The 22,040-nt window shown below is 33.7% G+C and carries 18 protein-coding genes and 1 tRNA gene; 10 read left to right on the plus strand and 9 right to left on the minus strand.

Annotation, left to right across the window (positions count from 1 at the left end; translation table 11 throughout):
- Positions 1–19: 19 nt before the first annotated feature.
- Positions 20–2,851, minus strand: a complete 2,832-nt coding sequence (gene uvrA, locus H6X70_RS14605) for an excinuclease ABC subunit UvrA (protein WP_194768475.1) — start codon at positions 2,849–2,851, stop codon at positions 20–22.
- 126 nt (positions 2,852–2,977) lie between these two features.
- Between uvrA and H6X70_RS14610 the strand changes: the two genes are divergently transcribed.
- Positions 2,978–3,502, plus strand: coding sequence for a hypothetical protein (locus H6X70_RS14610; protein WP_194768436.1), 525 nt, complete (start codon positions 2,978–2,980; stop codon positions 3,500–3,502).
- Positions 3,503–3,616: 114 nt separating this feature from the next.
- Here the strand turns inward: H6X70_RS14610 and H6X70_RS14615 are convergent, their stop codons facing one another.
- The gene (locus H6X70_RS14615; RefSeq protein ID WP_194768437.1) at positions 3,617–3,976 is read right to left on the minus strand and encodes a hypothetical protein; all 360 of its coding nucleotides are present in this window, start codon (positions 3,974–3,976) and stop codon (positions 3,617–3,619) included.
- 479 nt (positions 3,977–4,455) lie between these two features.
- Here H6X70_RS14615 and H6X70_RS14620 point away from each other — a divergent pair, with 479 nt between their 5' ends.
- Together H6X70_RS14620 and H6X70_RS14625 are read left to right on the plus strand one after the other, a co-directional pair.
- Complete coding sequence (locus H6X70_RS14620; protein ID WP_194768438.1) at positions 4,456–4,749, plus strand: type II toxin-antitoxin system HigB family toxin; 294 nt, start codon at positions 4,456–4,458, stop codon at positions 4,747–4,749.
- A gap of 2 nt (positions 4,750–4,751) precedes the next feature.
- Complete coding sequence (locus tag H6X70_RS14625; protein ID WP_194768439.1) at positions 4,752–5,108, plus strand: type II toxin-antitoxin system HigA family antitoxin; 357 nt, start codon at positions 4,752–4,754, stop codon at positions 5,106–5,108.
- Between the two features lie 21 nt (positions 5,109–5,129).
- On the opposite strand, the gene H6X70_RS14630 is transcribed toward H6X70_RS14625, so the two are convergent.
- Both H6X70_RS14630 and H6X70_RS14635 read right to left on the minus strand, forming a co-directional pair.
- Complete coding sequence (locus H6X70_RS14630; RefSeq protein WP_194768440.1) at positions 5,130–5,849, minus strand: hypothetical protein; 720 nt, start codon at positions 5,847–5,849, stop codon at positions 5,130–5,132.
- 179 nt (positions 5,850–6,028) lie between these two features.
- Complete coding sequence (locus tag H6X70_RS14635) at positions 6,029–6,628, minus strand: ACP phosphodiesterase (RefSeq protein WP_194768441.1); 600 nt, start codon at positions 6,626–6,628, stop codon at positions 6,029–6,031.
- Positions 6,629–6,707: 79 nt separating this feature from the next.
- On the opposite strand from H6X70_RS14635, the gene glmM reads away from it, so the two are divergent.
- On the plus strand, positions 6,708–8,096 hold the full coding sequence (gene glmM, locus H6X70_RS14640) for a phosphoglucosamine mutase (protein ID WP_194768442.1): 1,389 nt from the start codon (positions 6,708–6,710) through the stop codon (positions 8,094–8,096).
- A gap of 15 nt (positions 8,097–8,111) precedes the next feature.
- Here glmM and H6X70_RS14645 read toward each other — a convergent pair whose 3' ends face one another.
- The gene (locus H6X70_RS14645; RefSeq protein ID WP_194768443.1) at positions 8,112–8,999 is read right to left on the minus strand and encodes a lysophospholipid acyltransferase family protein; all 888 of its coding nucleotides are present in this window, start codon (positions 8,997–8,999) and stop codon (positions 8,112–8,114) included.
- A 63-nt stretch (positions 9,000–9,062) separates the two neighbouring features.
- Between H6X70_RS14645 and H6X70_RS14650 the strand changes: the two genes are divergently transcribed.
- From H6X70_RS14650 to H6X70_RS14660, 3 genes are all read left to right on the plus strand, one after another.
- Positions 9,063–9,713, plus strand: coding sequence for a rhomboid family intramembrane serine protease (locus H6X70_RS14650; protein ID WP_194768444.1), 651 nt, complete (start codon positions 9,063–9,065; stop codon positions 9,711–9,713).
- A gap of 183 nt (positions 9,714–9,896) precedes the next feature.
- Positions 9,897–12,347 (plus strand): endopeptidase La, encoded by a 2,451-nt coding sequence (gene lon / locus H6X70_RS14655; protein WP_194768445.1) that lies wholly within the window; start codon positions 9,897–9,899, stop codon positions 12,345–12,347.
- Positions 12,348–13,027: 680 nt separating this feature from the next.
- The gene (locus H6X70_RS14660) at positions 13,028–15,811 is read left to right on the plus strand and encodes a leucine-rich repeat domain-containing protein (RefSeq protein ID WP_194768446.1); all 2,784 of its coding nucleotides are present in this window, start codon (positions 13,028–13,030) and stop codon (positions 15,809–15,811) included.
- A 260-nt stretch (positions 15,812–16,071) separates the two neighbouring features.
- Here H6X70_RS14660 and H6X70_RS14665 read toward each other — a convergent pair whose 3' ends face one another.
- Positions 16,072–16,935 (minus strand): LysR family transcriptional regulator, encoded by an 864-nt coding sequence (locus tag H6X70_RS14665; protein WP_194768447.1) that lies wholly within the window; start codon positions 16,933–16,935, stop codon positions 16,072–16,074.
- 94 nt (positions 16,936–17,029) lie between these two features.
- Between H6X70_RS14665 and H6X70_RS14670 the strand changes: the two genes are divergently transcribed.
- Both H6X70_RS14670 and H6X70_RS14675 read left to right on the plus strand, forming a co-directional pair.
- A complete protein-coding gene (locus tag H6X70_RS14670; RefSeq protein ID WP_228530386.1) occupies positions 17,030–17,740 on the plus strand; it encodes a class I SAM-dependent methyltransferase in 711 nt (236 codons plus the stop codon).
- A gap of 455 nt (positions 17,741–18,195) precedes the next feature.
- Entirely contained in the window at positions 18,196–18,741 is a 546-nt protein-coding gene (locus H6X70_RS14675) for an HNH endonuclease (RefSeq protein ID WP_194768448.1), read from the plus strand.
- 82 nt (positions 18,742–18,823) lie between these two features.
- Here the strand turns inward: H6X70_RS14675 and H6X70_RS14680 are convergent, their stop codons facing one another.
- The 3 genes from H6X70_RS14680 to H6X70_RS14690 form a co-directional block, all read right to left on the minus strand.
- Positions 18,824–19,621 carry a carbonic anhydrase gene (locus H6X70_RS14680; RefSeq protein ID WP_194768449.1) on the minus strand — a complete coding sequence of 266 codons (798 nt, stop codon included), beginning with the start codon at positions 19,619–19,621 and terminating at the stop codon, positions 18,824–18,826.
- Between the two features lie 135 nt (positions 19,622–19,756).
- Positions 19,757–20,875 (minus strand): heparan-alpha-glucosaminide N-acetyltransferase domain-containing protein, encoded by a 1,119-nt coding sequence (locus H6X70_RS14685; RefSeq protein ID WP_228530387.1) that lies wholly within the window; start codon positions 20,873–20,875, stop codon positions 19,757–19,759.
- A 105-nt stretch (positions 20,876–20,980) separates the two neighbouring features.
- Positions 20,981–21,065 (minus strand) — tRNA-Ser (locus H6X70_RS14690).
- Between the two features lie 187 nt (positions 21,066–21,252).
- Between H6X70_RS14690 and H6X70_RS14695 the strand changes: the two genes are divergently transcribed.
- On the plus strand, positions 21,253–21,882 hold the full coding sequence (locus tag H6X70_RS14695; RefSeq protein WP_194768450.1) for an NAD(P)H-dependent oxidoreductase: 630 nt from the start codon (positions 21,253–21,255) through the stop codon (positions 21,880–21,882).
- The last annotated feature ends 158 nt before the right edge of the window (positions 21,883–22,040 follow it).

A 22,040-nucleotide genomic window follows, 5' to 3' on the forward strand; every position in this document is an offset into this window, starting at 1 on the left:
TCTATTTCGTAATGCTAGACTAATGTAATTCTTTTTTTAAAAATTTAGCGGTATAGCTCTTTTTATGTTGTGCAACTTCTTCTGGTGTGCCTTCAACTATAACTTTTCCACCACCTTTTCCGCCTTCATAACCAATATCAATAATATGGTCTACGGTTTTAATAACGTCTAAATTATGTTCAATAATCAGGACGGTATTGCCTTTATCGGCGAGTTTATTCAAAACAATCATAAGCACCCGAATGTCTTCAAAATGCAAGCCTGTTGTGGGTTCATCTAAAATATAAAACGTGTTCCCAGTATCTCTTTTTGAAAGTTCTGAAGCCAGTTTTATACGTTGGGCTTCACCACCAGAAAGCGTGGTGCTTTGTTGCCCAAGGGTGATATACCCCAAACCAACGTCTTTAATTGTTTTTAATTTTTTATGAATTTTAGGGATGTGTTCGAAGAATTCTACAGCTTCGTTCATGGTCATATTCAACACATCGCTAATATTTTTTCCTTTGTAGCGAATTTCTAAGGTTTCACGGTTAAAACGTTTGCCTTGGCAGGTTTCACATTCCACATAAACATCAGGCAAGAAATTCATTTCAATAACGCGTAAACCACCGCCTTGGCAAGTTTCGCAGCGACCACCTTTAACGTTAAAACTAAAACGTCCTGCTTTATAACCACGAATCATGGCCTCGGGAATTTTAGCAAATAAAGCTCTAATTTCACTAAAAGTGCCTGTATATGTGGCAGGATTACTTCTTGGTGTGCGTCCAATGGGCGATTGGTTTATATCGATAACTTTATCGATATGTTCCAAGCCTTTTATGCTTTTGTAAGGCATTGGTTTTTTAACACCATTAAAGTAATGCGCATTTAAAATAGGGTAGAGGGTCTCGTTAATTAGGGTTGATTTTCCACTACCAGAAACACCTGTAATACCAATCATTTTACCTAAAGGGAATTTTACAGATACGTTTTTAAGGTTGTTTCCTGTACAGCCTTTAAGTTCTAAAAAGTGTCCGTTTCCAGCTCTGTGGGTTTTTGGGATTTCAATGTTTTTTTTGCCGTTTAAATAATCGGCAGTCAGCGTATCATGCGTTTTTAATTCGTCGGGTGTACCAATACTAATAATTTCGCCACCGTGTTTCCCTGCTTTTGGACCGATATCAATCACATAATCGGCACGTTCAATCATGTCTTTATCATGCTCCACAACGATAACCGAATTACCAATATCACGTAAAGCCACTAAGGAATTGATGAGTTTTTCATTATCGCGTTGGTGTAAACCGATGCTGGGTTCGTCCAGAATATAAAGGACACCAACCAATTGCGAACCAATTTGAGTAGCCAATCGAATGCGTTGTGCCTCGCCACCAGAAAGGGATTTCGAACTGCGATTTAAGGATAAATAATCCAAGCCAACATCTAATAAAAACTGCAAACGCGATTTAATTTCTTTAATAACCTCTTCGGCTATTTTAATTTGTTTGTCGGAAAGATGTGCGTCTAAATCTTGAAACCATTTTGCTAAATCTACAATATCGGTATTGGCAAGTTCGGCAATGTTTTTATGGTTTATTTTGAAATAAAGCGATTCTTTTTTTAGTCGAGAACCATGGCAAACAGGACATTCAACTTTGTCCATAAAATCTTTTGCCCAGCGTTTTAAAGAGGTCGATTCGGCTGTTTTGTATTGGTTTTCAATAAAATTAGCAACCCCTTCAAAATCTATTTTATAATCACGGGTAACTCCTAAAGTTTTGCTTTCAACCGAAAACTTCTCATTTCCTCCATAAAGAATCATGTCTTTGGCTTCCTTCGGAATGTCTTTATAAGCATCGGTTAAACTGAAATTGAACCGTTGTGCAATGGTTTCAAATTGCTTAAAAATCCAACTGTTTTTTTCAGGGCCGTGTGGTGCTAGGGCGCCGTTTTTTATAGAAAGTGAATCGTCTGGAATAATTTTATGTTCGTTAACCTGATACAGGTTCCCAATACCATTGCAATTATCGCAAGCGCCTTTTGGTGAATTGAATGAAAAATTATTTGGCTCCGGATTTGGGTATGAAATCCCAGAACTTGGGCACATTAAATTCCGACTAAAATAGCGCGCTTCTTGGGTGTCTTGATCAATCACTAAAAGCACATCATCACCATGATACATGGCGGTATTTATGGTTTCGGTGAGGCGTTTGTCGTTATCTACCGAATCGTCTATAACCAATCTGTCAATCACAATTTCAATATCGTGAGTTTTGTAGCGGTCTAATTTCATGCCTTTTACAATATCACGAATTTCGCCATCGGTTCGCACTTTTACGAAACCTTGTTTGCCAATTTGCTCGAATAATTCGCGATAATGCCCTTTTCTAGAACGTACAACAGGCGCCAAAATATTAATACGTTTGCCTTTAAAATCGCTTGTAATTAACGATTTAATTTGCTCGTCGCTGTAACTCACCATTTTATCGCCTGTGTTGTAACTGTAAGCATCGCTAGCACGCGCAAACAATAAACGCATAAAATCGTAAATCTCTGTAATGGTACCAACGGTAGAGCGTGGTGACTTGCTAGTGGTTTTTTGTTCAATAGCAATAACGGGAGAAAGGCCGTCAATTTTATCAACATCAGGACGTTCTAATCCGCCTAAAAACTGACGCGCATAAGCCGAAAATGTTTCAATATAACGGCGTTGCCCTTCCGCATAAATAGTATCGAATGCTAAAGATGATTTTCCGCTTCCAGATAAGCCTGTAATAACAACAAGTTTTTCCCTAGGAATAGAAACATCAATATCTTTAAGATTGTGTACTCTAGCTCCCTTTACTTCAATAAAATCGTTGAATTGGCTCATAAAATCGCAAAAGTGCAAAGGTACAATTTTAGTTGTTAAATTCTTGTGAAGTTTTAGGGCAGATTTGTTATTATTGTAGGAGTGAAGGGCTTCGCTTTCGCGGAAATATATAATAAATATAGACTAATGAAAATACTAGGAATAGGATCGAGAATTGATCATGCAGAATACGGAAAAGGTGTTGTAACTAACGTGACCTCGCAGCATTATTGGGTAACTTTTATTGAAAACGGATTAGAAACTATTGATTTAGATAGTGATTTCGAAATTATTGAAGCTGCCGATGGCGATGTGGATACCATTAGTTTTGCTGAAGTAGAAAGCAGTTTAGTGCGTATTTTAAAAACCTGGAGCGATGTGAGTGAAATTGTGCCTATTGCCGATAAATTTAAAGGTGGGAAACTTATTTTAGAGCCAGCCGATACCAATTTAAAACCCTACGAATTGCCAATAGATAAGTTTTTTAATAAAATAATTATGGTTAGAGATCGCCTGCGTGTTATGGAACAACGTATTAATTCAAGCGATTTAGACGAGCAAAATAAAGTAGATTTACAGCAATACATTACGCGTATTTATGGCAGTTTAACAAGTTTTAATATTTTGTTTAAATCGAAGAGCCATAATTTTGTGGGGCAGCGTAGTAAATAATTTAGGGTTAAGACAAAAAAATTGGATTTCAATAAGGGGGGATTTATGCCTTAATGAAATCCAATTTTAAAGTTTCTAAATTTTAGAAACGTGATGTATAATAATCAGTTAAATTTACATTGATAATTCGCCAGAACGTATGGCTTTGTCAAAATCGGCATTTACACTGCTTAAAAAACCGAAAAATTTCTTACCACCTACAGGCTCAAGCGTTACGTGAGTTTCGCCGTTTCCTTTAGTAACAACATTTGTTACCACAACTACTTTACCGTCTACGCTATTATAATTTGCTAAACCACCACGTTTAACGATAAAATTTAATCTAGGAAAGTCAACATGATTGAACTTATCTGCAGTTTGTGTATTAATAACTAGTTCATCACCTATTTGAACCATAGTTTGTGGTGTTGGATTTGTAGTGTTAGCAAATGAAACACCAAAGGCTAAAAACAGTAAAAAAGTAAGCTTTTTCATAGGGTTAAAATTTAATTAAGTTGAACATTTTTTTTATTTCTGATTTAAATCTAACTCAAAAAATTAGCTTGGTAAAATGTGTTTTGAATCTCTTAACAGATGTTAATTTTTCATGTAAATCGAAGGTGTCCTGTTGGTTTTAGGGGTGGAGTATATAGTTGATATGTTTAATTTGTTTTAGGGCTAAATTCTGAAGGGGTAGGTGAAAATTTTGACATAAAAACATGTTTTGGGTGTGCTAAAAAACAAGGTTGTTCTTTTTGGTGACAATGTGAATTTTTAACAAAGTTTAACAGTTTGTGATGCTGTGGAACATGATGAGAATTCATTGTTGGTAGTATTTTATACTAAAGCTACTTTTGCCAATTTGTGCCAGTATAATCATTAAGTAATTTAAATGACAGTATTGGAGTTGAAAATTTACAACAATTAATAGTTCCCAAATTGGGAATATTTTATTATTTTGAAGTAAATATAGTGTGAGAGTAATAGCTAAAAGTATTTTGCCAGATTTTTGGGAAAAGCACGCAGACTGTGAAGAGCAATTAAAATCATGGTTTGGAGAAACTGAAAAATCTGAATGGAAAAATTTAAATGAATTAAAAAAGGATTATCCAAGCGCAAGTATTTTAAGAGAAAATAGAATTGTTTATAACATTAAAGGAAATAAGTATCGATTGATTGTGAAATTCAACTTTGATTACCAAATATGTTGGATAAGGTTTATGGGAACTCACGCAGAATACGATAAAATTAATGCAAATACCATTTAATTATGAAAATAGCACCAATTAGAAACGAAAATGATTATCGAAATGCACTCGCAAGACTCGAAGATATTTTTGATGCCAAAAAAGGAACGGAAGATGGCGATGAATTAGAAATTCTTTCAATCTTAATCGATAAATATGAAAACGAGAATTTTCCAATAGGAATGCCGGATCCCATTGAGGCTATTAAGTTTAGAATGGAACAAATGGGGATGAAACAAAAGGATTTAGCGGAAGTAGTTGGCTTTAAAAGTAGAGTGAGTGAAATTTTAAGTAAAAAAAGAAAATTAACTTTAGGAATGATAAGAAAACTAAATACGACACTTCACATTCCTACGGAAGTTTTAATTCAAGACTATTAGTTGTTAAGTTGGTAATTTACCTTAATTATACCCTTTCACATCGGTAATTTCCAAACCAAAAAACAAGAATTTATGAAAAGTTGGAAGTTGTGCATTCGTTTCGGTGGTTGTCCAATCGCTCCAAGAAGCTTCAAGACCATCTATAGGCAATAAAGAGGTCCACATTTTAAAAGCTGTTGGTTTGTGGTTTTTATCAAGCAACCATAAATACGAATCGCCAGGGGTAGTGCCTCCAGAAGTATAAGTAACTAATAGCGCTTCATTGTTATTTGCTTTTACTAGGCGACGTTCCACACCTTCATCAAATATTTTGTAGGGTGCAACCAACCAAAAGGAATCGTTATTAAAGTATTTTGTAGCGGTTTCTATTAGATCTGGCGCTAATTCACTAGTGTTTATAAAACCTTGAATATAAACCTTTGTGTTGTTATTATTGTTTAAATCCAAAACCACCCGATAAGATTTCCAAAACACTTCACAAACATTAGTTGTTTTATTCCATTTATAATGTCTTCGCTTTTTAAAAGTCCATTCCAAATAGGTCGTATTTTTATAGGCGTCATAATCTAAAGCGTCTAACATTTTATAAGCTAAATTATCGGCGGCTTCGCCTTGTGTTCCAGTAGGCAAATCTTCATTGTATTTAAAATAAGCAAAACCAAAAAAAAGCAAAGTTGGTAGCGTGAAAAACAGAATAACACCAGCAATAATTTTTAGAGTCTTTTTAGATTTTTTTTGCATACGAGGGGATGGGTAGGGATTTGTTTAAAAATCTAAGTTATTAAATAGCATGGCTTTAAAAAAGGAAAACCTTAAAAAACCGATAACCCGCATAGCCTGAAGTAAGTTGTCCTAAAAAAACTGTTTTCTGTCGAAAAGCATAAAATTTAAAAGCTAAAAAGATGAAGAATTGAATATTTTTAATAATAAAGCTTATTAAGTTCTGTTAATTTCATTTTTGATGAGGCTATCAATTCTTCAAAAAAAGCAGAGAATTCAGTTTCAAATTCTACGTAAAATTCCTGAAGTTCATTTACGGCTTCATTCATGCTCGATCGGTTTTTTGTTCGGCGATTCATACCGTCTAATACTCGCGAAATCCCTTCAATAGAAGCGTAGCTTAAAAGCCAATTATCGGCTAACATGTATGGCAGCATTTTTTGAATATTACTAGGAAGCAATTGGTAATGCTTTTCTAAAGAATCGTAAAAAGCTTCGGTGTATTCTGCAAGAGGGACGTCTGAATACATTTTCCAGTTTTTGGCTAAAAAATGATCGTATAATATATCAACTATAATTCCAGAATAATGCCCATATTTTTCATGAAGCCTTTTGGTGCTTTGTCTTACTGTTTTGTGGGCATCGGTAAACGTATCAATGTGGCGGTGCAATAAAATACCTATTTGAATGTCTTTTTCAAATTTTAAATATTTTTTTCCCTTTATACCATCGGCAATAAAATTTCCAATTGTAATCAATTCGTTATCACCAGATAGATAAATATGGGCTAAGTAATTCATTCGTGAAATTTACGAAATCCCTTTTAAGAATTCCGAATATGAAATACTATATTTGCTTATCAATTTTTAAAAATAACTAATGACACTTATAAAATCAATTTCAGGAATTAGAGGAACCATAGGGGGACCCGTTGGAGAAAATTTAACACCCATTGATGCGGTAAAATTTGCTTCGGCATACGGCGTTTGGCTAAAGCAACAACGAAATAAGGAAAAACATAAAGTAGTTGTTGGTAGAGATGCCCGAATTTCAGGAAAAATGATTCAAAATTTGGTCATGAACACCCTTGTTGGTTTAGGGATTGATGTGGTTGATGTCGGACTTTCTACAACGCCAACCGTTGAAGTTGCTGTACCTATGGAGCAAGCCGATGGCGGTATTATTTTAACTGCAAGCCATAACCCAAAACAATGGAATGCCCTAAAATTATTAAATGCAAAAGGCGAGTTTTTAGATGCTGAAGAAGGGGCGAAAATTTTAGACATTGCTGAAAGTGATTCTATGAGTTTTGCCGATGTGGATAGCTTAGGAAAAATTACAAAGAACAAAGCATACATCGATTTACATATTATTGAAGTATTAGATTTAGATTTAGTTACAGTAGCTGCAATTGAAGACCAACGTTTTAAAGTGGTGGTTGATGGCGTAAATTCTACAGGTGGTATTGCAATTCCGTTATTGTTAGAGCGTTTAGGGGTTGAAGTCGTTAAATTATACTGCGAACCAAATGGCGAGTTTCCGCATAATCCAGAACCACTAAAAGAGCATTTAACCGATTTATCGGATGCGGTAAAAAAACATAATGCCGATTTTGGTATTGTAGTCGATCCAGATGTAGACCGCTTGGCTTTTATGGATGAAAACGGCGAAATGTTTGGCGAAGAATATACTTTGGTAGCTTGTGCCGATTATGTTTTAGGAAAAACACCAGGGAATACCGTTAGTAATATGAGTTCAACCAGAGCTTTAAGAGATGTTACCGAAAAACACGGTGGTATGTATGAAGCTAGTGCTGTAGGCGAGGTGAATGTGGTAAAATTAATGAAGAAAAATAAGGTTGTTATTGGTGGCGAAGGTAACGGTGGTATTATTTATCCAGACGCTCATTATGGTCGTGATGCTTTAGTAGGTGTGGCTTTATTTTTAAGCTTATTAGCCGAAAGAAAAGTGAGCGTAAGCGAACTTAGAAAGAGCTACCCAAGTTATTTTATGGGTAAAAAGAAAATTGAACTAACGCCAGGTTTAGATGTTGACGGCATTTTAAAAACGATTGAAACCCGTTATAAAAACGAGCAATTAACCACTATTGATGGTGTTAAAATCGATTTCCCTGAAAGTTGGGTGCATTTAAGAAAAAGTAATACCGAACCTATTATTAGAATATATACCGAAGCTAAATCGCAGGAAGAAGCCAATACTTTGGCTGATAAATTTATTGCCGAATTAGGCGAGATAGCAAATTTATAATGCTACATTTTAGTGCTACGCTTGAGGAGCTTTATCCTTGTGCTTCCAACGTTTGTGCGTCCATAAATAATATTCAGGTGCTTCATGAATTTGTTCTTCAATACGAATTAATGAAGCATCTGTTATTTCATAATTCTTATAATCTTTAGGATTTCTAATAACATCCATAAACGTAGCTTCATAATACCCACGTTTTACTTTTTTTACTTTTAAAAACATGGTGGCCATATCCAAGCGTTTGGCAAGCATTTCTGCCCCTACATGAACCGGAACTTTTACGCCCATAAAGTTTTGCCAATGAAATGCTTTTTCAGCAGACTTTGGTGATTGGTCGAAAACAAAACCGTTAAATGTTAACTCCTTATTTGCTTTGGCTTTTATAAGGGTGGGGATGGTTTCTTTTGTGGTTATTAAATGACTGTTATATTTGGCGCGTATACGCTTCACTAAAGCATCAAAATACTTATTGCTAAGTTTCTTGTAAACAGCGTAACCTTTGTGGTTTACATGGGCTTGTAAAATAAAAATCCATTCCCAGCTCCCATAATGCCCCATAAGTAGAACAATACTTTTATTCTCTTGTTCCAGTTTGTGCACTTCTTCTACATTAGTAAAAACGTAGCGCTTTTTCATTTCGGCTTCCGATATGGTTATAGATTTTATCGCCTCTAAAATCATATCACATAAATGATGGTAGAATTTTTTACGAATTAATGCAATTTCTTTTTCAGATTTATCGGGTAATGCCAACTTTAAATTAGCGGTAACTACTTTTCTGCGGTAACCAATAATATAATATAACAATACGTAAACAGCATCCGAAACCACATAAACCAATCTAAATGGTAAAATAGAAATTAGCCATAAAAGCGGATAAACTATAATATAAGCTAGTAATTGCATTAATTAATTTTAGATTTGTAAAAGCAAATATATGTTAAATACTTTTTAAACTTTTATTCCTTTATGGACAATTTAAATATAATAACCATCATTATAATAGCTGCTAACGTCATTATATCCTACAAAGGTTTTGGTGATTACAGTTTTTTTGAAAAGTATAAATTTAATATTGGCGCCATTCAACGTGGCGAAAAAATAAGAATGGTAAGTTCTGGCTTTTTACATGCCGATACGCAGCATTTGCTTTTTAACATGCTTACTTTATACTTTTTTGCCGATGTGGTTATTCGCTTGTTAAATCCCATGTACTTTGTGGTTATTTATTTAGGAAGTTTAGTTTTAGGGAATTTATTATCGTATTATTTTCATAAAAACGAATATCAATACAGTGCAGTAGGGGCGAGTGGTGCAGTTTCTGGAATAGTTTATGCCGCCATTTTATTGCAACCAGGCATGAGCTTAATGTTCTTTTTTATTCCAATTCCAATTCCCGCTTATCTTTTCGGAATTGGCTACTTATTATATTCTATTTACGGTATGAAAAATAGGATTGGTAATATTGGTCACGATGCCCATTTTGGTGGTGCTATTGGCGGATATTTAATCACATTATTTTTAGCACCTTGGTTATTTCAAACCAATTTATTAATGATTGGTCTGCTTGCTCTACCTATTATTTTACTTTTTATTCTGAAAAAATCAGGGAAGATGTAACCGTATTCATCAAGAGAATTTAAATACCGAATTCTACATAATGGCATAAGTATTGAATTTATAATGATGTTGAATATTTATAAATCATTTTACATGACTGATATTCAATGTTTTGAAACATGTTGTTGATAACTAAAAAAATGATCAATCTCGATTTAATGACAGATTGACCTAAATATATATATGAAGAAATCTAATTTTATGACGCTTGACAGTTTGTCATTACAGGAATTTGATGAAAACTCAGAATTAATTCCATTAATGACGCCTGAAGATGAAGAAGCGATAAATAGTGAAGAATTGCCAGAAACCTTACCAATTTTGTCTTTACGAAATACAGTTTTGTTTCCAGGGGTGGTTATTCCAATTACGGCGGGCAGAGATAAATCAATTAAATTGATAAACGATGCTAATAAAGGCGGAAAAGTAATTGGTGTAGTTGCACAAAAGGACGAATTGGTTGAAGATCCTTCAGCAAAAGAAATTCATGAAACAGGAACCGTAGCTCGAATTTTACGTGTTTTAAAAATGCCCGATGGTAATGTTACCGTTATCATTCAAGGTAAAAAACGCTTTAAAGTAGCCGAAGTTATTACGGAAGAACCGTACATGAATGCGACTATTAGAGACATTCCTGAGGCGAAACCAGCTTTGAAAAACAAGGAGTTTTCAGCTATTATAGATTCTATTAAGGATTTGGCTTTAGAAATTATAAAAGAAAACCCAAACATTCCTAGCGAGGCCTCTTTTGCTATAAAAAACATTGAAAGCAATTCGTTTTTAATCAATTTTGTGTCTTCAAACATGAATCTAACTGTTGCTGAAAAGCAAGAGCTTTTAGAGATTAACGATTTAAAAAAACGTGCTTTAGCCACGCTTAAATACATGAATGTTGAGTTTCAAAAACTTGAACTTAAGAATGATATTCAGTCTAAAGTTCAAATGGATATGAACCAACAGCAACGTGAGTATTTCTTACATCAGCAAATGAAAACCATTCAAGAAGAATTGGGTGGCGTAAGTCATGATGAGGAAATTGAAGAGATGAAGCAAAAGGCTAAAACGAAGCTTTGGGATGAAAAAGTAGCCAAGCATTTCGATAAAGAAATTGCTAAAATGCAACGTATGAATCCGCAAGTTGCCGAGTATTCCATTCAGCGTAATTATTTAGAGCTCTTTTTAGATTTACCTTGGAATGAATTTAGCAAAGACAAATTCGATTTAAAACGTGCGATGAAAATCCTTGATCGCGACCATTTTGGTTTAGAGGATGTTAAGCGCCGTATTATTGAATATTTAGCGGTTTTAAAGCTGCGTAACGATATGAAATCGCCAATTTTATGTCTTTACGGCCCTCCAGGAGTAGGGAAAACATCTTTAGGAAAATCGATTGCTGAAGCTTTAGGACGTGAATATGTTCGAATTTCTTTAGGTGGTTTACGTGATGAAGCAGAAATACGTGGTCATAGAAAAACCTATATTGGTGCGATGCCTGGCCGTATTATTCAAAGTTTGAAAAAAGCCGGAACATCTAACCCTGTTTTTGTTTTAGATGAAATTGATAAGTTGTCAAATTCAAATCAAGGCGACCCTTCTTCAGCGATGTTAGAAGTTTTAGACCCTGAGCAAAATAGCGAGTTTTACGATAACTTTTTAGAAATGGGTTACGACCTGTCTAAAGTTATGTTTATAGCGACTTCCAATAGCTTATCAACCATACAACCTGCTTTGTTAGATCGTATGGAAATTATAAATGTTACGGGCTATACCATTGAAGAAAAGGTTGAAATTGCAAAACGTCATTTATTACCAAAACAATTAAAAGAGCACGGTTTAACCGATAAGCATTTAAAAATAGGAAAACCACAGTTAGAAAAAATTGTTGAAGGTTATACACGCGAATCTGGTGTTCGTGGGTTGGAAAAACAAGTGGCAAAAATGGTGCGTTACGCAGCCAAAAACATCGCCATGGAAGAGGATTACAACATAAAAGTAACCAACGAAGATATTATTGAAGTTTTAGGCGGCCCAAAAATGGAACGTGATAAATACGAAAATAATAATGTTGCTGGTGTGGTAACAGGATTAGCGTGGACACGTGTTGGTGGCGATATTTTGTTTATCGAATCTATTTTATCTAAAGGTAAAGGCACCATGACCATTACAGGGAATTTAGGTAAAGTCATGAAAGAATCGGCTACCATTGCCATGGAATATATAAAATCGAATGCTGATGAGTTTGGTATAGACCCAACAGTAATTGATAATTATAATGTACACATTCACGTGCCTGAAGGTGCAACGCCAAAAGATGGACCAAGTGCTGGTGTTACCATGTTAACCTCGTTAGTGTCTTTATTTACGCAAAAGAAAGTGAAAAATAGTTTAGCGATGACTGGCGAAATTACACTACGTGGAAAGGTGCTTCCTGTGGGCGGAATAAAAGAAAAGATTTTAGCAGCAAAACGCGCTAGAATTAAAGAGATTTTATTGTGTGAAGAAAATAGACGTGATATTGAAGAAATAAAACCTGAATATTTAAAAGGGTTAACCTTTCACTATGTTACCGATATGAGCGATGTAATAAAAATAGCGATAACCAATCAAAAGGTTAAAAACGCTAAAAAATTATAATTTGAAAATATTTTTAAAAAAACCTCGAAATTCATCGAGGTTTTTTTATGCCTTAAAATTTCAGACAGTAATATAGCATAAACGCTTTTCATACATTTAGTATCATATAATTAAAACAGAATAAAACCTAAGAAACTATAATTTATTCATCTTAAAATGTAGCAACCACATTAAAATATTTTATAGCATTAATCCTATATAAGCCTGAAACTTATTAATCAAATAAAAACATCTCTCTAGTATGTTTTTTATGTAGATGTATTTAATTGAAGTGCGCTAAAATGTAAAGCGATTGTTGTGGCTTTACAATTAACTTTAAATTAGTTAATTATACTGATTTTTAAGTATAAAAAATTGAAAAAATAATAGCGGTTTAGTAAAATTATTTTTTATGAAAATTAAAGCTTGTTCTTGTTTTGGACGATTCAAAACACCACTTTTGATTTCTAAAGATTGAATTACTGAATTTTTTTTGTTCTATTGATGATTTTTGACTTATAGACAGACTACCTTTATTAACGCTATTAAAGAAGCCGCTTTAGTGGCTACTGAAGATAGAGACTTTCATAAATAGAAAAAATATGACAGACTTAACTTTAGTTTATTTTTCTTAATTTTATGAGATATTAAAACTATAACTTAATTAATCCCTTTAACTATTTACCCAAAAAGAACACATTATGAAAAGAACTTTACTTGTATTAGGCATTATGATGTCAGTAAATGTTTGTTTATCACAAACAACATCAGTTCCAGACAACAATTTTGAACATTATTTAGAAACCCATAATGCTGCAGGAACTGCAGTGCCAGTAGGAGATCCTAATAGTATGGGCGATGGAACCGATGGAAATAACTTGGTTTTAACTAATAGAATTGACACTGTGCAATCACTTAATGTCAGTGGTTTAAGTATTGCGGACTTAACAGGTATAGAGGGCTTTTTATCATTGAGCGATTTAAACTGTAGTAATAACCAGATTGCAATGTTGGATTTACAATCTAATTTGTTCTTAACTAATTTTAATTGTAGTAACAATGGTATGAACAGTTTAATATTCGCTTCTAGTCCTCCTTTAGGAGGCATGACTAGCCTAAATTGTAGCGCCAACCAATTAACTGCTTTGGATGTGTCTAATATGCCTAATTTGCAAACGTTGAATTACAGCGAAAATCAAATCTCTAATTTAGATTTATCAAGCAACCCCGATTTGGAAACCTTAAATTGTAGTGGAAACCAACTTGCCGATACAGATACAGCATTAACAAGCGTGACCAATAATTTGAAAAATTTATATTGTTTTGACAATACGATTTTAACTTTAGATTTAACCAGTAAAAGTAATTTGGTAGAATTGGCATGCTATAATAACGGCATGACCAGTTTAACTCTGCCAACTACTGCATCTTCATTGACCACAGTTAATTGTTATACCAATGCGTTAACAGGTACTATAGATTTTACAAGTTTTGCAGCTAGTTTAACTAATGTTGATTGTAGTGAGAACCAATTAACAGGAGTAAATGTTACTGGTTGTACTTTATTGGAGAGCTTAGCTGTAGAAATAAATGACTTAACAAACTTGGATGTTTCTACCTGTAGCGGATTACAATATCTTGAGTGTGGAACCAACGATATGAGTAGTGGTGTTTTAACTTTGCCAAGCACAACCACTAATTTAGAAGAATTGTATGCATACGAGATGAATATTTCGGCTTTAAACTATGCTAGTTATACGGCGCTTACCGATTTAGATCTTAGTTCTAATAACTTTTCAAGTTTAGATATTAGTACAATGCCTAATTTAACATCGTTTTATTGTAACGATAATGCGTTGACTACGCTTAACATAAAAAACGGGCAAAACGGTATTTTAGCTTTTATGCATGCTGCTAATAATACAGGGTTAACCTGTATTCAAGTGGATAATGTTACTGGGGCCAATGCTAAAACCACAGCTGGCGATTGGCAAAAAGACAGCTTCGTTTTTTATAGTTTAGATGCAGGTTGTACAGGTACTCCAGTTACAACTATTTCCGATGTTAATTTTGAACACTATTTAGAAACCCATGATAAGGATGGTAATATCGTACCAGTAGGGGATGCCTCGAGTCTGGGTGATGGATCAGACGGTAATGGGGTGGTCTATACAGACCAGCTAGAAACGGCTTTAACTATATATGCTATTGCTTCGAGTATTACAAGTTTATCGGGTATTGAAGTTTGTACGGATTTACAAACTTTAGATTGTACTGCAAATCAAATAACAACTTTAGATTTATCTAGTAATACCAATCTGGTGTCCTTAAATTGTACAGATAATTCAATTAGTAGTTTAACTTTACCAACAACGGCTGCATCATTAACCACTTTAAATTTAGAAAACAATAATATAAATGGATCACTAAATTTATCAACTTTTACAGCTTTGGAAACCGTTGATGTTAGTAATAGTGGAATAACAGGTATTAATGTATCTGGGTTATCAAACTTAACAGTGTTGGAGGTTGATAACAATAATCTTTCAGCCTTAAATGTTTCAGACAATGGTGCTCTAGAAGAGCTTTATTGCAATAACAATACCTTAGGGGCAAATTTAACTTTGCCATTAACAAAAACCAATTTGGTTGTTTTAGATGCTTCAGAAATTGGAGCGTCTTCTTTAAACTATGCTTTATATACAAACTTAAATGAATTGTATTTAGCCGGAAACAGTTTTACGGATATAAATGATGTTAGTGCCTTAACACAGCTTACCGATTTAGACTGTTCTGATAATAGTCTTACAAGTTTAGATGTATCTGCAAATGCCAATTTGGGAATTTTTGTATGTAGTGGGAATGCTCTAGGAACTAATTTAAATTTACCAACAAATACGAGTAATTTATATCATCTAGGGGCTTCAGATATTAGTACAAGTTCTTTAAATTATGCTAATTATCCGAACTTACAAACTTTATATTTAAGTGAAAATAACTTTACTGATATAGACATAAGTGGTTTAACAAATATTCAGGAATTATATTGCGATATGAACCAGTTATTAACCTCTTTAAATATAAAAAACGGCACTAATAATGCTACTTTAAATGTGATGGAGGCTAATAATAACAGTAGTTTAAGCTGTATAGAAGTTGATGATGTAACAGTGGCAGAAGGAAAGGTGTTTTGGGTTAAGGATGCCAGCGTTTCTTATAGTACAGATTGTAGTACTTTGAGTGTTAATGAGGCTGATAGTAACAAGCTGTCTCTGTATCCTAACCCAAGTAGTGATAAAATTTATGTACAGCTACCGGCACCCGCTTCATATCGTTTGATTAATATTTATGGACAGGAAGTGTCTAAAGGTGCATTTGTGCAAGGAAAAAACACTTTAGATGTTCAATCCTTGGCTAAAGGTGTTTATTTCTTAAAGACTGAAACCAATAAAGGAGGAGCCATTAAAAAGATAATTAAAGAATAATACAGCACGGTATTTATAATAATAATAATAATAATAATAATAAGCAACCTTAACGGGTTGCTTTTTTATTGAAGGTGTTTTTTAGGTGGTATGTGTAGTTTAATATTAATGAAATTAACATGCTATGGATGATCTTCAATTCCCATGAAAAGCCCTAAATTAATGAGTTCGAACCAACTACTTTTATCTAATTCGGATGAAATAATAAAAACGAATTGATTTTTGAAAGCGGTAAAATAAGGTTTGTAAAATAATTCAAATCATTCCAATAAAAATGAAATAGCAGAATTGGATATTTCTGAAGCTTCTCGATTTGGCCTCGCTATTAATACATCGGTTGAAAAATGCCTGTCTAAATCTAAAAAAGATAATTCGGGGTAATTATGACTGTTTTTTAAACTTCTTGGCACGATAGAAACCCCTAAACCATGCCTTACTAATTGAATTATGGAATTGATATTATTTGATTCGTGAACCACATTTGGTGTAAATTTGTATTGCGCACAAATTTCAAGAAGTGAGTTGTAAAACATGGGCGCATACTCTTTATTAAAAAACACAAAGACCTTGTCTTTCATATCCCCTAAATCTTTAACGTTTTCAAATAATGTATTGTTGTAAACCAGGGCATAAGCATCTTTAAACCAAAGTTTAGAGTTGACTTTTGTAGATATTAACGGCGCTCTTACAATGCCTAAATCCAGTTTATTTTGTTCTAAAGCTAAGATTTGTTTAGAAGTAGAGACCTCGTATAATTTAATTTTAAGAAAAGGGTATTTTTCGGTTAGAAACTGAACAAGTTCTGAGATTTTATTGGAGAAGGTAGAACTAATGTACCCAATTCTATATTCGCCATTTACATGTGTTGAAATTTTTCTAGTTTTTAAAACTACCGATTCTAAATCTTGTAACTGGCCAACTATTTCATGCTTAAAAAATTTTCCAGCTTCGGTTAAAGTGACCTTTTTGTTGTTTCTTTCAAACAACTTGGCGCCTATTTCATTTTCAAGTTCTTTTATCTGCCTGCTTAATGGCGGTTGCGAAATGCAAAGCTTTTCAGCAGCTTTTGTGAAATTTAATTCTTCGGCTACCGCTAAAAAATATTTTAAATGTCTTAATTCCATAATAATACTTAAAAGGTATTAATAGTTGACAAAATAAGTCTTTTTAAGTTAATTTAAAAAATTATAGATTTGAAATATCAAATAAAATATAGAAATGATGAGCAAATCAACAGTTAAAGAAATTAGAGAACGATTTGACAATGACGTAGAACGTTTTTCAAATTTAGACACCGGGCAAGTGGCCACCATTGATGCTAAAATTTCTCTTGAACTTTTAACAGAAGCTTCAAAACGCATAAAGCCTGATGCTGAAAGTTTGTTAGACATTGGTTGTGGTGCAGGCAATTATAGCTTAAAAATGTTAACTAAAATTGCCAACCTTAATTGTACTTTAGTTGATTTGAGTAAACCTATGCTTGACAAAGCAAAGGAAAGGGTTTCAGAAAAAACGAAAAATCAAGTAACGACCATTCAAGGCGATATTCGAGAGATTGATTTGAAAGAAAATAGTTTTGATATTATTTTAGCTGGTGCTGTTTTGCATCATTTAAGAGATGATCAAGACTGGGAATCTACGTTTGATAAATTATTTCGTTTATTAAAACCTGGCGGATGTTTAATGATTTCAGATTTAATAACTCAAGAAACACCTGCTGTAAATGATTATACCTGGGAGCGTTATGGCGATTATTTAGAAGCTATAGATGGTAAAGCATACCGAAAAAAAGTGCTTGATTATGTTGAAAAAGAAGATTCACCCCGATCCATGACTTATCAATTAGAGTTAATGAAAAAGGTGGGTTTTAAACAAACAGAAATTTTACATAAAAACATGTGTTTTGGTGCATTTGGCGCCATCAAATAATAAGCCTAATAGGTGTATCATAAGGTCGTTATTACTTCAATTCTTTACTGAAATGAATGTAATAGCGACCTTACTGCTTAAGTTGCCTTGCAATCATAAATCAGCCAAATCAGGATGATTTAGTATTCAAAACGTCACTCATTTAAATCATGAAAGTTATCCAGATGATTTCCTTTATGGAGTTGAAGATATTGTGGCAGATTTAAAATCTATAATTTTTAAATGGTTTGCTTTTGAAGATTTGCCAGAATCTGTCATTTAAAGCCAGAAGCATTGATGAATTAAATTTAAGACATTAGCATAAGTAATGTATTACAACTATCTGATAAATTGGCGATTAAGTCATTTAAAATTCTAAAAAAACAGTTAAAATTGGTATATTTCATTTGCACCCAACTTGAAGTAAACGTACTATTGCATGAACGATGCCTGAAATTTTAAAAATAAAATTGAGAATGATACGAAATTATTGGAATGAGGAATGGAAAACGATTGAATTTGACGACAAGATTTCCGAAAAAGAAAAATTTAAAATATCGAATTACGGTAGACTTTTAAACTGTAAAACAGATCAGGAATTTTTAGTTAAAGAGTACTTTATAAACGGATACCAAAATTTACCCCTTAAACAAAAAAAGAACGGAAAACAGACTAGCAGATACGTTCACAAACTTGTTGCTGAACATTTTCTGGAAAAAAATAACGGCGTTTGTGTGATTCATTTGAATTATGACAAAACCGATAATCGTGTTGAAAACCTTAAATGGGCTACCAAAAGAGAAAAAGAGCTTCACCAATTTAACAACCCAAAATGGGAAGACATTGTGAAGCGAAGAAATAAAAATATAGGGAAATTAACCGAAGGGAAAGTAAAAATTATTAAACGCCAATTAAAAAACAACCGAACTCGAATTAAAATGATTGCAAAACGTTTTGGAGTGTCTGATATGCAAATTCATAGAATTAAAACGGGCGAAAACTGGAGTTCTGTAACCGAATAGTAATGCAGGATTTAAACCTGTATAGACATTTTAATGAATCCATGTAACACTTCAACAATTACACATTTAAGCAACTTCAGTATTAATTATGATAATGCACAATTCTATTATTAAGCGGTTGTTCGTTTCTATAATTATTTAAAGGCATGTTGTTTTTAAGTTTTAAAACTTCATCTACCGATAAAATAATGGGTTCTTTAAAAACAATCCAGTTCACACTTTCGGAGCAAGGTGGTGTGGTTAACGAGCCTCCATACGAGTAGTAATGCCTGTTTTCAAGCTTTAAACTAGACAAATCAATTTCTTGATGAATTTCTTTTTTGGCCCCTGCTTTTAAAGGCAGAAAACTTTCAAGAAATTCGAACAATTCACTTTCTTTTCCTTCCTTACCTAGTAAAGCCAAAACTGTAATTTCTCCCGAAGTATTGGTATGTACAAAATGAATTTCAATCGGATAGGTTACACCATCAATTTTATGTTCAGAGGGCTCATGGAAATGAATTTGTTTTAAGCAATAACGCTCGTTTTTGTAGTTGATATAATCGCCCATTTCAAAATCAAACTGGATGCTATGGCCGTTATTTTCAACATCATTAATAAGTGTTGAAGGAGCATACTCAAACTGCAATTCATTTTTAACATGAGTGGAATCAGAATTTATATGAATGATGTTTATAGGAGACTGTTGCGTACCATTGCAATCGGATTGTTTTTCAATCTCAGACCAATTTTCTGGAGCTGTTTCTCCAGAGTAACTCCAATGTTTTTTGTTGTTATGGTTTTTAGTAGAATGCGTTTCATGTTGGTTAGCATATTGGTGATAAGGAAAGGTTGCTAGTCCTATAAATATAAGTATGACGGTGAATAATTTAGAATTCATAATGCGTTGATTAACTTGGTTATAAACTCAAAATTAAGGACAGGACATGAAAATAAAACTGACTTTTGTTAGTTCAATAAAAAAAAATGAAATTTTTAACGACAACTTTTATATTTCGGGGTGTTTTATGAAGAATTAGTCGTTTGGTTTGATTTTATCCATCACTTTTCTAATTAGTTTATAGAGAAAAGCATTGGTTTTGGCATAATGAAAAGCAATAAAGCAAACCACTAAAATAAATAATAAGGCTCCAATTATAGCTTCGGTAGGGGTTAATGCTTTATTGAAAAAACGTTTTAATCCGAAGCCAATAAAACTTCCGTAAAGCAGAATAAAATGAATGACATAAATAGACAATGTTTTTTCTCCTATTTTAGAAATAATCGACTGTTTTAAAAAGCGTTCTAAACTGTAAAATATTCCGAAAATAATTAAGGCATCGCCCAAGCGGATAAACAAGTAATTGTAGTTGGCACTACGTTCTAAAAGTTGAATACCTGAAATATCATAAAGGCTTAATAATAAGGATGTCGAGCCAAAAATCAGAAAAAATCCAACAGCAAAAAAACTGATTATCGTTAAAGTTTTAAAACGATCGCGATGGCCATGTCTTAAAAAAACAGTGGATATAAAAGCACCAAATGCCGAATAACCAAACCAAGGTAAAATTGTAAACACCGAACCGTTACTTTTGGTCATATAATTGGCAATAAATTTAGGAACATTTTCTAAAGTAAGGTTTCTATAAAGTGGTTCGCTAATAAAACAAATGCAGCCAATTACAAACAAAACGGTAGAAAATAGATAGCTGTGTTTTTTGAAAAGCATGTGTAAACCAACTAGAAAAATAAGCGATAATCCAATACACTGTAAAACATCGATCACAAAAAAATACGGATTAAAATAGCCAGACAACCAGCTAAAAATATTAATACGTAAACTATAACCAATGGCAATTAAAAGCAGCCCTCGAAATACCCCTTTTTTTATTCTAAGTTTATCATCGCCCTTTGCATAAGCACGGGAAAGCAGGTAAGTAAACACCAAACCAGAAATGGTAAAAAACATGGGCGCAGTAACACCCCTAAAGTAGGTCCAAATGTTGAAAGCTAAGTTGTTAGTATCGCGATATATAGGCGCTAACAGCGTATCGATAAAATGCCCTTGAAGCATCATTAAAATAGCAAATGCTCTAACGGCGTCGATAAAATATAAACGATTCGTTTGCAACTTAATTTGGTTTGGTTGCGGCAAATATACTCTTATTTTGTTCTTGATTTCCTTAAAAATGCACAACACCCAATTCAATTTCACTAAAAAAAACAAAACCTCGTAAACATAAAGCTTACGAGGTTTTTGCGGAGAAAGAGGGATTCGAACCCCCGGAGGTGTGACCCTCAACAGTTTTCAAGACTGCCGCATTCGACCACTCTGCCATTTCTCCTTGAGTGCCTCATCAGGTATTCCCTGAATGCGGGTGCAAATATAGAAACCTTTTTCAGTTCTGTCAAATAAAAAAACACTTTTTTTTAAAATAAATTTTAAGCACTCTAAAACAGCTATTTTTTTCCATTAATGTAGTAAAAAAGAAACACGCATACCTTATTTTTGCAAAAACTCAAAACCAACTAATGGATATTATAAAGCAGTTAAAATGGCGTTATGCTACAAAAAAATTCAATGCCACTAAAAAGCTTTCCTCAGAGAAATTAGATATTATAAAGCAAGCCTTTAATTTAACCGCAACATCATTCGGTTTACAAACCATAAAACTCATGGTTATCGAGGATCAAGCCATTCGCGAATCCTTAGTAAAATCGGCATTCAACCAAAAACAAGTAGTTAATGCCTCGCACTTGTTGGTAATTTGCATTCAAAACGACATTAGTCCAGACGACATCAATAACTATTACAAAAACATACAAGGCATCCGCCACACCTCAAACGACATACTAAATCCCTATCGCGAAGACCTCATAAAAACCATGCACAACATGTCGGTTGCCGAGCGTTTACAATGGTCTACCAACCAAGCCTACATCGCATTAGGAAATTTAATGACCGTTTGTGCCGTCGAGGGCATCGATTCCTGCCCCATGGAAGGTTTTCTACCAGGCGATTTCGACCAAATTCTCGAACTCGACAAACGTGGTTTAAAATCCGTATTACTATTACCCATCGGTTATCGCGCCGACGACGATATGTTTTCCGGATTCAAAAAAGTTAGAAAACCCCTAGCCGAAGCCGTCATAGAACTATAAATAATAATGGCGTTACCACAAGGGTCGGGCTTTCGGCAGTCGCTTTTTTGTGTAGCAAACCTACCTATCGGCAGGCAGGCCACACAAAAAGAGCTCCAACAAAGCCTCAATCCCTAACGCAAAGCAGAACATAAATTAATGTTTAAGTAAAAATAAAA

The organism is Tamlana sp. I1, assembly GCF_015355625.1.
Lineage (GTDB): Bacteria > Bacteroidota > Bacteroidia > Flavobacteriales > Flavobacteriaceae > Pseudotamlana.

What these genes read in the sequence shown, in the direction of transcription:
- uvrA (WP_194768475.1), bottom strand. Translation starts at nt 2,851, where the DNA reads ATGAGCCAATTCAACGATTTTATTGAAGTAAAGGGAGCTAGAGTACAC.
- H6X70_RS14610 (WP_194768436.1), top strand. Translation starts at nt 2,978, where the DNA reads ATGAAAATACTAGGAATAGGATCGAGAATTGATCATGCAGAATACGGA.
- H6X70_RS14615 (WP_194768437.1), bottom strand. Translation starts at nt 3,976, where the DNA reads ATGAAAAAGCTTACTTTTTTACTGTTTTTAGCCTTTGGTGTTTCATTT.
- H6X70_RS14625 (WP_194768439.1), top strand. Translation starts at nt 4,752, where the DNA reads ATGAAAATAGCACCAATTAGAAACGAAAATGATTATCGAAATGCACTC.
- H6X70_RS14630 (WP_194768440.1), bottom strand. Translation starts at nt 5,849, where the DNA reads ATGCAAAAAAAATCTAAAAAGACTCTAAAAATTATTGCTGGTGTTATT.
- H6X70_RS14635 (WP_194768441.1), bottom strand. Translation starts at nt 6,628, where the DNA reads ATGAATTACTTAGCCCATATTTATCTATCTGGTGATAACGAATTGATT.
- glmM (WP_194768442.1), top strand. Translation starts at nt 6,708, where the DNA reads ATGACACTTATAAAATCAATTTCAGGAATTAGAGGAACCATAGGGGGA.
- H6X70_RS14645 (WP_194768443.1), bottom strand. Translation starts at nt 8,999, where the DNA reads ATGCAATTACTAGCTTATATTATAGTTTATCCGCTTTTATGGCTAATT.
- H6X70_RS14650 (WP_194768444.1), top strand. Translation starts at nt 9,063, where the DNA reads ATGGACAATTTAAATATAATAACCATCATTATAATAGCTGCTAACGTC.
- lon (WP_194768445.1), top strand. Translation starts at nt 9,897, where the DNA reads ATGAAGAAATCTAATTTTATGACGCTTGACAGTTTGTCATTACAGGAA.
- H6X70_RS14660 (WP_194768446.1), top strand. Translation starts at nt 13,028, where the DNA reads ATGAAAAGAACTTTACTTGTATTAGGCATTATGATGTCAGTAAATGTT.
- H6X70_RS14665 (WP_194768447.1), bottom strand. Translation starts at nt 16,935, where the DNA reads ATGGAATTAAGACATTTAAAATATTTTTTAGCGGTAGCCGAAGAATTA.
- H6X70_RS14670 (WP_228530386.1), top strand. Translation starts at nt 17,030, where the DNA reads ATGATGAGCAAATCAACAGTTAAAGAAATTAGAGAACGATTTGACAAT.
- H6X70_RS14675 (WP_194768448.1), top strand. Translation starts at nt 18,196, where the DNA reads ATGATACGAAATTATTGGAATGAGGAATGGAAAACGATTGAATTTGAC.
- H6X70_RS14680 (WP_194768449.1), bottom strand. Translation starts at nt 19,621, where the DNA reads ATGAATTCTAAATTATTCACCGTCATACTTATATTTATAGGACTAGCA.
- H6X70_RS14695 (WP_194768450.1), top strand. Translation starts at nt 21,253, where the DNA reads ATGGATATTATAAAGCAGTTAAAATGGCGTTATGCTACAAAAAAATTC.